General features: G+C 51.9%; 10 protein-coding genes and 2 tRNA genes. 2 read left to right on the top strand and 10 right to left on the bottom strand.

Going from position 1 to position 12665, the window contains the following annotated elements:
- Nucleotides 1–3: 3 nt before the first annotated feature.
- The 3 genes from fmt to K365_RS0111395 are packed head-to-tail and all read right to left on the bottom strand — an operon-like array spanning nt 4 to nt 2400.
- Nucleotides 4–939, bottom strand: a complete 936-nt coding sequence (gene fmt / locus K365_RS0111405) for a methionyl-tRNA formyltransferase (protein WP_024334656.1) — start codon at nt 937–939, stop codon at nt 4–6.
- Nucleotides 936–1469, bottom strand: a complete 534-nt coding sequence (gene def, locus K365_RS0111400) for a peptide deformylase (RefSeq protein WP_024334655.1) — start codon at nt 1467–1469, stop codon at nt 936–938. Before def ends, fmt begins: the two co-directional genes overlap by 4 nt.
- On the bottom strand, nt 1438–2400 hold the full coding sequence (locus K365_RS0111395; protein ID WP_024334654.1) for a bifunctional riboflavin kinase/FAD synthetase: 963 nt from the start codon (nt 2398–2400) through the stop codon (nt 1438–1440). Before K365_RS0111395 ends, def begins: the two co-directional genes overlap by 32 nt.
- Before the next feature lie 116 nt (nt 2401–2516).
- On the opposite strand from K365_RS0111395, the gene K365_RS0111390 reads away from it, so the two are divergent.
- Both K365_RS0111390 and K365_RS0111385 read left to right on the top strand, forming a co-directional pair.
- Nucleotides 2517–2603, top strand: a tRNA-Leu gene (locus tag K365_RS0111390).
- Nucleotides 2604–2628: 25 nt separating this feature from the next.
- Nucleotides 2629–2713: transfer RNA gene (locus K365_RS0111385), tRNA-Leu, on the top strand.
- Nucleotides 2714–2864: 151 nt separating this feature from the next.
- Here the strand turns inward: K365_RS0111385 and K365_RS0111380 are convergent.
- From K365_RS0111380 to K365_RS0111350, 7 genes are all read right to left on the bottom strand, one after another.
- A complete protein-coding gene (locus tag K365_RS0111380) occupies nt 2865–3326 on the bottom strand; it encodes a hypothetical protein (RefSeq protein WP_024334653.1) in 462 nt (153 codons plus the stop codon).
- Between the two features lie 120 nt (nt 3327–3446).
- The gene (gene brxL, locus K365_RS0111375; RefSeq protein WP_024334652.1) at nt 3447–5492 is read right to left on the bottom strand and encodes a BREX system Lon protease-like protein BrxL; all 2046 of its coding nucleotides are present in this window, start codon (nt 5490–5492) and stop codon (nt 3447–3449) included.
- Nucleotides 5489–7822 carry a BREX-1 system phosphatase PglZ type B gene (gene pglZ, locus K365_RS0111370; RefSeq protein WP_024334651.1) on the bottom strand — a complete coding sequence of 778 codons (2334 nt, stop codon included), beginning with the start codon at nt 7820–7822 and terminating at the stop codon, nt 5489–5491. The genes brxL and pglZ overlap by 4 nt, the downstream gene beginning before the upstream one ends.
- Nucleotides 7819–8418: an HNH endonuclease family protein gene (locus K365_RS0111365; RefSeq protein WP_024334650.1), complete on the bottom strand. Its 600-nt coding sequence runs from the start codon at nt 8416–8418 to the stop codon at nt 7819–7821. Before K365_RS0111365 ends, pglZ begins: the two co-directional genes overlap by 4 nt.
- Nucleotides 8415–9695, bottom strand: a complete 1281-nt coding sequence (locus K365_RS0111360; RefSeq protein WP_024334649.1) for an AAA family ATPase — start codon at nt 9693–9695, stop codon at nt 8415–8417. The genes K365_RS0111365 and K365_RS0111360 overlap by 4 nt, the downstream gene beginning before the upstream one ends.
- Nucleotides 9696–9848: 153 nt before the next feature.
- A complete protein-coding gene (locus K365_RS0111355; RefSeq protein WP_024334648.1) occupies nt 9849–10808 on the bottom strand; it encodes a DUF932 domain-containing protein in 960 nt (319 codons plus the stop codon).
- A 52-nt stretch (nt 10809–10860) separates the two neighbouring features.
- Nucleotides 10861–12657, bottom strand: a complete 1797-nt coding sequence (locus K365_RS0111350) for a DUF262 domain-containing protein (RefSeq protein ID WP_024334647.1) — start codon at nt 12655–12657, stop codon at nt 10861–10863.
- Nucleotides 12658–12665: the final 8 nt, after the last annotated feature.

Raw genomic sequence — 12665 nt, 5'->3', positions numbered from 1 at the left:
GGATCACTCAAACCGGTCGGAAACGGCCAAAGAATGGCCCCGCAAAAATGCGTCTGCAGACAAACGCTTGCCGGATTTGCCCATGAGTTCCCGGATGATGACCACGCCCGTGCCGGCAGCCACGTGAATGCCTTTTTCATCGACGGCGCACACGGTTCCCGGCCGGTCCGGGGCCTCATCTTGTCCCGGGGCTGCTGTGAACACCTTGATGCGCCGGCCTGCCAATTGGGTAAACGCGCCGGGCCAGGGGGTCATGGCATGGATATGGGCTACCACGTCCAGATGGGATTGGGTCCAGTCGATTTGGCCGTCCTCTTTTTTGAGCATGGGCGCATAGGTGGCTTTTTCTGCATCCTGGGGTGTGGGGGTCAACCGGCCGGCATTGATCTGGTCAATGGTGTCAAGAATCAGATCTGCTCCCAGTTTAGTCAGCCGGTCGTGCAGGTCCCGGGCCGTGTCTTCCGGATGGATGGGGGTTTCTTTGAAAAGCAGAATATCCCCGGCATCCAGTTCTTTGGCCATGACCATGATGGTGACCCCGGATGTGTCATCCCGATTCCGGATGGCAGCCTGGATGGGCGCGGCCCCCCGGTATTTGGGCAGCAGCGAGGCATGAATATTGACGGGATATTTTTTCGGGATATCCAGAATCCGCTGGGACAGAATCTGGCCGTAGGCAGCCACCACAAAATAATCCGGTGCCAGGGCTGTCAGTTCTTCCACCATGGCATCCGTGTTGAGTTTTTCCGGCTGGGACACGGTCAGGCCCAGGTCCAGGGCCGCGGTTTTTACCGGCGGCGGACTGGGTTTTCTGCCCCGGCCTTTGGGCCGGTCCGGCTGAGTGATTACCCGGCAGATCTCAAAATCAGGCCGGGCGGCCAGGGCTTTCAGCGGCGGCACGGCAAAATCCGGGGTCCCCATAAAAACGATGCGGGTCATGATGAGGTTTCTTCCTTGAGCTGTTTCATGCGCTTTTTTTTGTACATGGTTCGTTTCAGCGTACTGATGCGGTCAATGAACAGAATTCCGTCCAGGTGATCGATCTCATGCTGCATGATCACTGCCATCAGGCCATGGGCTTCAAATTCTATTGGGTTTCCGTCCATGTCTATGGCCTGCACCGTCACCTGTTCATACCGCTTGACATCGGCCCGGAAATCCACCACGCTCAGGCATCCTTCATTTTCCGACAGTTGACTGCCCGCGGCCTGGATGATTTTCGGATTGATCAACGCGATGATCTGCTGGTCCGGCCCGTCGTCATCGGGATTCTGTGCCCTGGCATCATATACCAGGATGCGTTTGTTGACCCCCACCTGGGGGGCGGCCAGACCGATGCCGGATTCCTGGAACATGGTATCTCCCATGTCCTGGATCAGCTGCTTTACCTCGTCATCGATGATTTTCACCTTGTCCGAGGGCATTGACAATGATTTTTCAGGATATGTGACGATCTTCAACAGAGCCATTTTTCAATAATATTTCCTTTGCAGTATTAATATCTTTCCGGATCTGGTCAGACAGTTCCCGGATGTCGGCAAACTTTTTTTCATCCCGCAGCCGGGCCACCATGTTCACCCGGATCCGGGTGCCGTAGATATCCTGATCAAAATCAAGGATATGGACTTCAATGGTAAAAATATGGTCGTCAAATGTGGGGGAGTACCCGATATTGGCCACACCCATGAAGTTGCCGTGGATGGTTTCCACGGTCACGGCATACACCCCGAACTTGGGGCACAGCTCGTCATGCAGTTTAATGTTGGCCGTGGGAAACCCCAGCTGGCTGCCTCCGCGGCTGCGCCCCTTGACCACTTTGCCCCGGATCTGGTAGTGCCTGCCTAAAAACTGCCGGGCCTGTTCCACCTGGCCGTCCATGACAATCTGGCGGATCCGGGTGCTGGAAATCCGGTGGGTCCGGCTGGCCGGGTCTTTGATCCAGTCCGCCACTATGGTTTCAAACCCCAGGATCGGGCCTTGCTCCCGGAGCAGGGCGATATTGCCGGTCCGGTTTTTGCCAAACGTATAATCCGGCCCGATGATGATGGCTTTCATGCCGATTTTTTCCACCAGGATTTTTTCAATAAACTCCCGGGCCGGGATGGCGGCAAAGGCTTTGTCAAACGGCAGACACATTACCACATCGATGCCTGATGCATCCAGCAGTTCCATTTTCTGGTCATGGCGGGTGATGACCGGCGGGGTGTCGATGCCCAGAGCGCGCAATGGATGGGGTTCGAATGTCAGGGCCACGGACGTGCCTGATATTTTTTCCGCTTTGGAAATGACCTGTTTCAGCAGGGCCTGGTGCCCTTTGTGAACACCGTCAAAATTGCCGATGGTGACCACCGCATTTTGAAAGGGGGTGCTGATCCGGTCCAGGGATTCAACAAGTAGCATATTTTCCTTTTCACCAGCATAAATATTCTTGACAATTCTTCCAAACACATATATATATCCCAACCATTGTTTGAACGCAACGTTAAATTGCGGCGGACAACGCAGTCAACAGATGTGCCGAAGTGGCGGAATTGGTAGACGCACTAGTTTCAGGGACTAGCGAGCGTACGCTTGTGGGAGTTCGAATCTCCCCTTCGGCACCATCTTTTCCTTCCAGACAGATCCAAAGCCGAAGTGGTGGAATTGGTAGACACGCTAGACTTAGGATCTAGTGCCGCAAGGCGTGGAGGTTCAAGTCCTCTCTTCGGTACCAAGCAATAAAGACGGGCCTTTCAGGGATTTTTGATAGAATTTCTGAAAGGCCCGTTTTTTTGTCGGTGTGACAATGGTGTGACATCAGGACAAATCTAACCTTGGATTTTATGAGAATTTCTTTTCACGGATCATGAATGTCCAGGGTTGATTTATGTAATCTTCAGATCTTTTTTTGCCAGACGTTGGATTTCAGATAAGCCTTCTTTTAGGGATTCGAAAATATATGTAAAATACTCGTCAAAACCTGATTGGTCTTTTGCTTTTTCCAAGTTCATTTTTAAGTTTTTAATCACCTTTTCAGAATCCGATGATATAAAAAATGAACCTGCTTCTAAAGTTTTATCCATTTGTCCTGTTGCAGCAAGAATTGCATTTTGAAATCGTTTTTCCGCATTCGAATCATCTTCCATGCCTGATTCAATATATTCCACATGGTCTTCACAACATGCTAATAATTGATGAATTGATGTGACTATTTTTGAATATGTATCAGCCTTTCTTTCCCACCAGCGCTCTGACCGAAATTTATTAATTGATAATTTTACGGTAACAATAGACGTTATGAACGCGACAACTACACCGGGAAGAATATTGTTAAGAATATACTCCATAGAGATTTGTCCTTGTTTCATCAATGTTTTCGATCATGATTAGAATCCCTCAAAGCAATACAACATCCATATATGATTTTGGGAAATCCACTTAATATTCAGTATGTTGGATAGTTATTGCTATTCCACAATGGCCTTGAGCAACGCATCCCTGGCATCGGAATAAAACTGGATGTCCACCCGGGTGGCCATATCATCGGACAGATCAAACAGCAGGCGGCGGCAGGCCACTGGCATTAACAGGGCGCCGGCCCCTTTTTCCACCGCGTTTTCTGCGATATCCACTGGATTGTGTATGGGCTCGATGGACCCGCCCAGGTTGATCTCACCCACGATGATCAGGCCGCCCCGCACGCTTTTTTTTAACAGAGCTGTGCATAACGCCACCAGAGCAGCCATGCTGAGTTTGGCACCGGATTTGGCCGCATCAAAGGCCCGGAGCTGGACAGTGAATTCATGATGGCGAGGATCTTTGTCCCCCACCAGCTGTTTGGCCCGGGCATAAAGGTTTTGTTCAGCATAACCCATGCTTTCCCTGAACGCCGCAGGAATGGGTTTGTTCAGGATCTTGACCCCGGTACCAGGCCCTTCATTGATTTCAATCCGGTACAGGCCGGGGTATTCTTCACTGCTGCCCGGAGAGATGGTCCATACCTGTCCGGGTTCCAGGGGGTCCGTACCGATCTGATTTTCCGTTTGCAGCTCCGGGGTGGAAACAAATTTTTCGACCCCGTCCGCGCCCATGACATAGCTGAAATGGGTGTTGCGGAATTCTGCCGCGCCGATACGTTTCTGCTGCTCCTTGACCCGCCTTCTGACCTCCATAGCAATCCGGACCGCCCATTCCAGATCTTCATCTGAAACGTCTTCCTGCCCCGGATACAGCAGTTTGAGCAGGCCGCTCACGGTTTTATTGACCGCCCAGGTATCCCGGCCGGACAGGGCGCCTCCGAAAAACACCCGGTTCTGGATGGTGTTGACCCGGCTCTGGTTCCTCAAGCGGCTCCAGCATTCAGACAGAAAGTCACTGACCAGCCCGAAATGATCCGTCAGCATGGAGGCGCTGATCTTGGGAACATCCCAGCCCGGCAGGAATGCATGAATCCGGTCCATGAACGCGGTGTCGTCTTTCATGGTGGGCGGCATGGGACTGAACAGGTGGCCGATACGCTGCTGGTGTGCCACATCCACGTCAAAATTGCCCAGCATCACGATGCTGCCGTCGGCCCGGATGCTTTCCTTTCCCCGGCTGAACTCCCCGGATTCCATATACCCTTTCATGATGTTCACGCCGTCTTTCTGGTCAAAGGAGACCCCTGCGATTTCATCAAAGCATACCACATCATACTGGCACACCAGCCCCCGCTGGCCCGTGCCCATGTGCACAAACATCCGGGCTACCGTGGCTTTGCCGCCGGAGATCAGGTGGGCATAGGGAGACACCTGCTGGAACAAATGGCTTTTACCCGTGCCCCGGGGACCCAGTTCCACCAGGTTGTAGTTCCGTTCCACAAACGGCACCATCCGCAGCATAAAGGCGTTGCGCTCCCGTTCTGACAAGCTGGACGGCTCTATCCCGATGGACCGCAGCAGAAAGTCGATCCATTCCCTGGTTGAAAAGGCGCTTCGGGCAGCGGCCAGGGTTTCCAGGACGTCTCTTTTGGATAGCTGGATTTCCCGAAGGGATGCCACGCCAAAGGGCCTGCCATTGTTTTCCTGGGCAATGGCCGCATCATAGGTGAGGCTGATTTCCGCATAAAACCCGCCGGTCAGCATGCGTTCGTGGGCGTTGACCAGGTCGGAACTGATCCGGACGTTGTTGAGTTGCAGGCTGGGCAGGGTGGCCACAAAGGAATCGGTTTTTGCATCCAGGCGGGCCGTGATCAGATCGATGATCTTGACTTCTCCGTCTTCCCTGGCCCTTGCCTTGAACAGCTCTTCTTCTCCGGCCTTGACGGTCCGGGTGGTCAACTGCCGCTGGACAATCTCCAGGCCCTCTTCGATCTCTTCGGGGTCAATGCTGGCGCAATACCGGCCCAGCAGAAATTCCACCACATAGGTAGGCACGGGAAACTGCCGGCTGAAGGTCCGGACCAGGTCTTTGCGGACCAGGTACCCGTCCAGCAGATCTGCCGCTTTTTGATCGATTGCATCCAGTGTCATCATGCTGTTTCTCCGCCGATCTTCGTGTCCATCTGGGCCATGAGCGAGCCGGTGTCATCCACCAGGACCACAACGGCGGCCAGTCCTTCCATCTCTTCATTTTCCACCACCACAGATGCGGTACCATTGCTTTTGAGGGGCTTGGTACTCAAGGCCACACTGGTCTGAGCATTGCCTGCCTGGGTCCGGATATCCATGACCAACCCGGAAACGTTCCCTTCCACGGCAATGGTACAGCGCATCCCTTTCCACACCACATCGGTGATGTCAATGGACGTATCGGCCGGGCTTTTGGGTTTGGGCATCACCAGGAGTTCCAGTGTCAAACATTCCTGTAAACTCAATCCCCCGTGGGAGTATTCCTCTCCCTTTTTGTAACAGCTGATCCCGTCCGCCAGGGCCACATGCTGATGAGGGTTCCAATACCAGGGATACAGCCGTTCGTCCGTGGAAGCCCCCTGTTTCACAGAAGCACACCGGCCCCATTTGGTATCCACCAGGGCCGCCGGCAGCTCTGTTTTGGGCAGGCCGCCGGGCAGCAGCAGCCATCCATGATCCGTGACCACCCGGACCCGTTTCCATCCGGCTTCCAGGAATGCTGCAATGCGGTCCCGGATCTCTTTTAGCAGGGTCTCCCTGTAGGTGGCCAGTTTCCATCCCCGGGTGTGGCCTTCATGATCCATGTCCCCGAACTCACACCAGGCCTTTCCTGTGACATCTCCGAAATCCTGTTTCGCCAGGATCTGGAAACCGTTTTCTTTGATGGCTTTGTGGAGCTGGTAATGGGTGAGCAGTTCAAAATGGTACCCGGCGGGATGTTCCTGGATCTTATCTGATGTGAATATCGGTGCCACCGCCGGTTTGCCCGTGCCGGTCACCGACGGAAGGGCCGCCCATACCGGGGTCTGGGTGGTGGTAAATCCGGCACGGTCCATCATGTTTCCCAGACGCATGCCTGCATCAAATCGAAGCCCGTCCACAAACAATATGCAATCACCTGATTCAGCAGCCGCCGGCGGGGCAGTCAGACAGGTGCCTCCGGGATAGGCGGTTTCGTGAACGGTTTTCTGCAAATGGCGGGCGCAAGATTCGGCCCAGGGCAGATATATCGCCCGGATGGCTGTTGTCACCGCTTCAAGATCTCTGGCAGCAGCCACCTGGGCCAGGGCACGGATCATCCCGTCATCCACCAGCCACCCCTGGTGCTGATACCCTTTGGCCAGGTCCTCCACCGTGCCGGCAGCCAGTCCGGCCCCTGAGTGCTCAGCCATGGCAGCCAGGTACTGGAGGGCTTTGGCAAGGGGGGCTTCCCCCAGTTGTGCCCATACCAGTTCCCGCCGGGGACCGTGATGGGCCTCCAGGGTTTTCAGCTTGTCCACACCTTCATGGGCCGGGATTTCAGACAGGGCCATCAATGCGTCATACAGCTGTTTTTCCTGATCCTCATTCCACTGGGGCCAGCCGCTGCAAGCTTTGCCGTCGGTGTGCCAGAAAATGGTGTCAGTGGGAGGCTGGCATTTCCGGATTTGCGCCGGGATATTGGGGTACCTTTGCGGGGCTTCGCAGAACCTTTCCCAGACCGCTTCCCATGGACCCTCATGGGCCGCCAGCAGGGCTGCGCCCGCCAGAGGTCCGTCATTGTCCGGATGAAACCCGAGCCGGGATCGACAGACCGCTGTAAACGCTTTCCATTCATTGGGTCCCCGGGCCGTCTGAAATGCCTCCCCCTGGTCCAGCCACAGCAGCAGATCCCGGATGGGGTCACCCCCGGTCAACAGGGTGTTGAAATAATCCTTGTCCAGGTGTTTATCCTTGAGCAGTTCCAGTTCCTCGTCCAGCAGCCGGTGAAGGGCCAGTTGCATGGCGGTTTTTGTTTCCCGATCTTGGGCCACATCCAGTCCGAGCCCGCCCTGGTCTGACTTGAGCCAGGCCAGAAGGGTCCAGTCCTTGGCATTGACCTGGGTCCAGATGGTCCCCCGGTATTGCAGTTCAGCCAGAGGCTTGAGAGGGTCCGGGCAGGTTTCCACAGCCCGCAGGTCCTGGCGGCTTACCCCTGGCAGGTACAGGACCGGGGTACGACCCTCCGGCAGAACAGCATCCTCCAACGTGCCGGCCAGCATGCACCGCAGCCAGATAGCCGGCCCGGTTTTCTTTTCAGGAAGAAATTCCCCGAGGATCAGCAGTTCCGGCAGGGCGGTTTGAACTATCGGCATCACCGGTTCCCACAGCCGGTCCTTGTCCGGCCACAGAATACAGGCCGGCGCTACCTGGACATCTGGATTGTAAACCGCTGCACTCCGGACTGCTTCCACCAGGTGGGACAGGATTCTCATAACAGCTCCTGCCGTTTGGCTTCGTACCAGACAAACGGGGACAATTCTCTGAGGGTCTTTTCATCTTTACTTTCGAGATAACGGGAAAAATGCCTGGCCCGCATGTCTTGATGATCCGGACTGTTCAATCTGAGCCGGCGAATGGTTTTTAAGGCGGCTTTTTTCTGGTCTGGAGACAGTGATGACGGGTTGGGTCGTATTTTCCCATCTGCCAGGTTCAGAAAAAAGGTGTCCGGCGCAAGACCTATCGGGTCCAGTAGATCATCAAACTGGTGTTTGGTTCGATTCGCACCCAGGCATGAGAGACGAAAATTATTCCACTCATATGCGTTGCCGGCATGTCTGGACTTGGCAATGAAATGATCTGTGGATGATGCTCCGGTCACCCATTCAAAAAATATGGCAAGATAGGCACACACCCCGGAGTAAGCCTCCCAGAGCTGCCTGTTGGAGCGGGTCCAGTAATTTGGCAGGGCCGTTGCTCTCGGAGGGGGGGTGTCGGGATCGATTCCGTTTGCTGTCAGCCATCTCAGTCCAGGCTGCCGGACCTTTTCATCGAAATCAGCGGGTTCCGGCTGAAGTGCAACCGGGATCATGATAGCCACCCCTTTTTCCGGCATATATATCGCCAGTTGAACAAGAACTTGTCTTTAGGGTTCAGGGCCTGAACCAGGAGATCGTTCATTTCCTTTATTTTTGAAATGCTGGGAGATTCCTTTTCCAGCAACGCGGATGCTTTTGCAACCAGATCCTCATACTCCAGAGCACGCCCTGATTTCTGGTCAAATGCCTCACTGACAAGCCAGGTTCCAACATCCCCATGTTTCTCAAACGCCCGCCGGCGAACAACCACTTTCTTCCGTTCAAAATCCAGATCAAACCAGGCATCCTGGTTCTCATCGAACAGCGGTTCGATCGATGTCATGATCAGGGGAGAGTGAGTGGCCGTGATCACCTGAACGTCAACGTTTTTTGTTAATTTTTTCATGACGGAAAGCAGGGCCGGGATGATGGTCCGTTGCCAGCTGGGATGCAGGTGTGATTCTATTTCATCGATCAGAAAAATGATCTGCCGTGTTTTGGGTTCTTGCAAATGGCTGGCCGCCTGTTTATGTTCCTCCCATGCCCAAACCAGAAAATAGGCCAGGGCCATGATGCGGCGCATACCGGATGACGCGTGAACAACGGCAACATCCTGCTGATAGGGCATGCGGATGGTGGGCATATCCCGCACATCATCTAGACTGATCCGGGTCAGGTTGCCTGGTTCCAGAATCTCACTATCCGACGGCGACAGCACTTTCAACACCTCCCGAAGGTGCTTGAAAGCCGCGCCTTTTTCCTTTTGCCATCCGGCCCAATCCCGGATCAGCCCATTGCACAGCCAGGTGTTTTCCTGCCCCGGCAGCCCGTCCCAGACCTCTTTGGGACTGAACACATAGGCGGCAGGACGGTCCTGCACATCCATGCCATCCTGGGTTCGCCAATAGTTGCGGGCCGGGTCCCATACGGCAAAGCTCCCGTCAGATATGGCATATAGTACCAATCCGGGATTGGCGGGCCTGCCGGCACGCCCGGTCCAGGCCTGGTCCTTTGGGATATATTTGCTTTTATAGGTTTCTTCCTTGCTTTTGCCGGTAAATGAAAACTGGATTGTCGCTTCCCCTTTGTCTGCGGGCAGTGCTTTTTTTCCAGCCGTCAGCCTGGGATTGATTTCGTTGGGCCATTTTCGGGTCACAGCCCACCAGGCAATGTCCAGGAGAAAACTTTTCCCCAGTCCGTTGTCACCGGTCAACAGGTTCAGGCGCTTTCCAAATTCAAGCGACATCGAAGGGGCCGGCCCGACATTTTTTAATTTCAAGTGTTTAATCATGGTTTTTTCTGCGCCTCCCGTGCTGCAAATTTTTCATAGAGCGCCGGTTTTCTAAAAAGGATCTCTCTTTTTATTCATGTAACATCTTCCTGTCATCTGAACAATGCCACGGTCAAAAAGAGGGGTTTATTGTTTAGCTGCCCATAGATCCGATCAGAACCTTTCTAATACGTTTACAGTTTCACGATAATCAGCAAGATAATTGTCAAAAGAAAAGTTTTTATCCTGTATGGCAGTAACAAATTCGTCAATCCATTTTCCACATTTTTGCTGCAATGAGTTCACCCTTGTTTCTGGTGCTATGACACCTTTGGGATAAGATGCATAATCAGAAATTACATTAAGTGCTGCATAGCCGTGAGGTCCCATGTCGGAAAAATAGGATTTAATGGTTTTTGTTGCGTGGCTATAGAAATTCTGCAAACGTTTGGTCTGGTTAGGCTTATTCAGGTCATCGTTGGTCGCTTTGATGTCAAATACCCTGCACAGTATTGGCAGCATTTCAGATTCAGGGATATAGTAGCGTTTCAGGTGATGAAACTTTTCTATAAGTTGATTCTCCAGTTGACGAATATCACCAATGCTTTCAGCAAACCGTTTAATCTTTCCCATCTGTTGATGCGTGTGTACATAACTGAATTCAACGCTTTTCTGGCCGAAAATCATCCCGTTTAAGCATATCCACCGGCAAAACCCCAGGTTATATCTTAGAAGACGGGTTCTGTTGTAACTGTTTGTGATACGAAGGAATGCCGTCCATTTGTCCTTTTCAAAGAGAAAATTGGATGATTCATGAATTAAGTCAATGTGACAGAATGAACGTGAACGAGGCATGATAATGTTCAAACAAGCCATGTCATCTATCTTTGTATTTTGAAAGATATGCTCCATGATGATATTTGCCTGGTTATATGCTTCCTCGTTGGTGATCAATTTATAGTTATTTGTAACAACGGCAAATGGATAATTCTTTTTGACATCGACAACAGCTACATGTTTTGGCAGTTGACGGTACTTATCTTTTATACCGGAATGCTCCATATAAACTGGTCGTAATTCTACAGGAAAAAAAACCTTTTGGGGGTCTCGTGCTTTCCATTCTCTTTCTATCATACATCCGCCCTCCTATCGTTCATAATGGATCATTCTGTCCTGACTGAGAAGTTTACACGACATCTCCCTGAAGCCTGAACAGTAAAACAGCTTCATCCACCAGCTTTTCAGTCCTTTTATCAATCTGTTCCTTATCCCACCTTTCTGCTTCTGCCAGATCTTCATTCAACTTTAATCCGTTTTTATATCCCACGGCACGCCCTTTTTGATCAATCCGGTCCCGTTTTTCGGCAAAACTCTTGTTGCCCAGGGCGCTGTTGAATCCTGAAATGGTCAAGTTTCCCAACTTGTGTACATGGGACTGCTGGATCTCTCTGGCTGTCTGTTCATCTCCATCACCGACCATGTCGATCCATGCCTTAGGAATATTTTTTCCCTGGGGAAAGATATGCTCAATGGTCCAGAAAAACTTCTTTTTCTCAAAGTCCCACAGATCCACCCAGGTTTCTTTGGTCATGGCCTGTTCCGCTAAGGCACACAGAATAAACCGGGAGACCCTGGGGTTTTCATCATAAATCGGTCCTTCCAGCTTTTTCTGAAATGCCTCATCAGGAGCAGATATACGGATTAATTCCCGTTTGATGATGTCTGAGACCGTCTTTCCCTTCAGTTCTTCCAGTCTGTCCCTGATTCCCATGAACATCCAGGTCAGTTTTCGGGTGGGCGGCATATCAGTCACATTCCGGCGGACAAAGAACCGCACCAGAAAATCCGTGATATTTGAAAGATGAGCAATGCTCAGTGCCAGTTTTTCTCTGTTGCAAAACAGATACAGCAGCAGCAGATAGGAGGGTGCACCCTGAATCCGTTCCAGATCTTTCAGGGGTTTTTCCAGGTCTTTGAAGACGTCATCCGGATTTCTGCACAGAATCACGGCATACATCCGTCCTGCGGCCCGGATCTTTTCCAGACAATCTCTGGCATCATGGTTGATCAGTTTCTCATAGATCTGGATCATGTTGGATCGGGTGGCGACTGGTACCTGATGGATCGTTTTAAGTTCTTCCCTGAAGGCGTTGTAATACTGTCGGAAAAACCGTTCCTGAATGGCATAATCATCTCCCAGATGTGAGAGAAGTGTATTCCACTGGCCAAAATACTTATCGATCTTTCCGGGTTCTGCCATTTCCAGTCTGGCCAGCAGTTTGTTTTTTATCAGATCTACAGCAGACAGTGGCATGCCCCGGTTGTTGAGGGATTCAAACAGGGTATAGGCATCAGCATGGCTGACCACCTCAATTTTTACCATGCAGGCCTGATTGACTTTGTCCAGGAATTTCATGATGGCATCCAGGGGAGTGTCTTCCCCATTGGCCATTGTATCAAGGCGTTTCTGAAAATACTTGTACGCCCGGAAAATTTTTCTGTTGCCGGCATATAACGGCATGTCTGCTTCTTCGATAATGCCGGCTTCAGCCAGGACTGCCTGGTAATCCATATGGTTATGGTTCTGTATTTGAGGGATCAGGCGGGGCTGTTCTTCTCCTTTTCTGAGGATCAGTTTGTGTTTCAGTTTTATCATTTCAAACCGGTGGTCATCATCCAGCGTGTCGGCCTGGCATTTGAGGGCATTGTAAACAGCGGCAAACAGCAAAGATAATGTGGTCAGGCGCTGCTGCCCGTCAACCAGTTCAAGGTCTTGTGGTTTCAGTGAATCTGTTGCTTGATTGATACAGATGATCGAACCCAGAAAGTATCCGGGGTCATTTTCAAGGATATCATCGAACAGGGTTTCCAGGTGACTGATACCCCAAGTATATTCCCGCTGATATCGGGGTATGGCATAAACCACATTGGCATCGATATCGAACAGCTGGGAAACCGGGTAATTGTTTACAGATTTAATCATAATAATGT

The sequence above is a fragment of the Desulfotignum balticum DSM 7044 genome (assembly GCF_000421285.1).
Taxonomy (GTDB): domain Bacteria; phylum Desulfobacterota; class Desulfobacteria; order Desulfobacterales; family Desulfobacteraceae; genus Desulfotignum; species Desulfotignum balticum.
Note: the sequence above shows the minus strand (reverse complement) of the source record. Positions and strands in the feature narration are given on the sequence as shown.

Excerpts from the sequence above, each read along its gene's own strand:
- fmt (WP_024334656.1), bottom strand. The coding sequence starts at position 939 with ATGACCCGCATCGTTTTTATGGGGACCCCGGATTTTGCCGTGCCGCCG.
- def (WP_024334655.1), bottom strand. The coding sequence starts at position 1,469 with ATGGCTCTGTTGAAGATCGTCACATATCCTGAAAAATCATTGTCAATG.
- K365_RS0111395 (WP_024334654.1), bottom strand. The coding sequence starts at position 2,400 with ATGCTACTTGTTGAATCCCTGGACCGGATCAGCACCCCCTTTCAAAAT.
- K365_RS0111380 (WP_024334653.1), bottom strand. The coding sequence starts at position 3,326 with ATGGAGTATATTCTTAACAATATTCTTCCCGGTGTAGTTGTCGCGTTC.
- brxL (WP_024334652.1), bottom strand. The coding sequence starts at position 5,492 with ATGATGACACTGGATGCAATCGATCAAAAAGCGGCAGATCTGCTGGAC.
- pglZ (WP_024334651.1), bottom strand. The coding sequence starts at position 7,822 with ATGAGAATCCTGTCCCACCTGGTGGAAGCAGTCCGGAGTGCAGCGGTT.
- K365_RS0111365 (WP_024334650.1), bottom strand. The coding sequence starts at position 8,418 with ATGATCCCGGTTGCACTTCAGCCGGAACCCGCTGATTTCGATGAAAAG.
- K365_RS0111360 (WP_024334649.1), bottom strand. The coding sequence starts at position 9,695 with ATGATTAAACACTTGAAATTAAAAAATGTCGGGCCGGCCCCTTCGATG.
- K365_RS0111355 (WP_024334648.1), bottom strand. The coding sequence starts at position 10,808 with ATGATAGAAAGAGAATGGAAAGCACGAGACCCCCAAAAGGTTTTTTTT.
- K365_RS0111350 (WP_024334647.1), bottom strand. The coding sequence starts at position 12,657 with ATGATTAAATCTGTAAACAATTACCCGGTTTCCCAGCTGTTCGATATC.